Raw genomic sequence first — 393 nt, 5'->3', positions numbered from 1 at the left:
GGGTTACCGTTTCACCGCGCGGTGCCGGGACGGGTCCCGGTCCTACCCGCGCTCCACGGTCGTTGACGTCCGCCTGCCCGGCGGCCTTGATGTTGATCGCCGCGTTGACATCCCGGTCGTGGTGACCGCCACACGGACACACCCACGACCGCACGTTCAACGCCATCCTGTCGTTGACGCGCCCGCAGTCCGAGCACATCCGGGTGGACGGGAGCCACCGGTCCACCCGGGCGAACGTACGCCCGTATCTCGCCGCCTTGTACTCCAGCATGGCGACGAACGACGACCATCCGGCGTCGTGCACCGACTTCGCCAGCCGGGTCCGGCCGAGACCGACGACACACAGGTCCTCGACGTACACCGCTTGATTCTCGCGGATGATCGTCGTGGACA

Annotated in this window: 1 protein-coding gene; it reads right to left on the bottom strand. The window is 67.7% G+C overall.

The window, feature by feature from the left end; genetic code table 11:
* Positions 1-361: RNA-guided endonuclease InsQ/TnpB family protein (locus ACXAHD_RS32420; protein WP_475055227.1), on the bottom strand; the 361-nt coding region annotated here is incomplete at its 3' end.
* Between the last annotated feature and the right edge of the window lie 32 nt (positions 362-393).

The organism is Micromonospora sp. ABR4_055 (assembly GCF_056160425.1).
The sequence above is the reverse complement of the archived record's forward strand: the minus strand, read 5'-3'. Positions and strand labels throughout refer to the sequence as shown.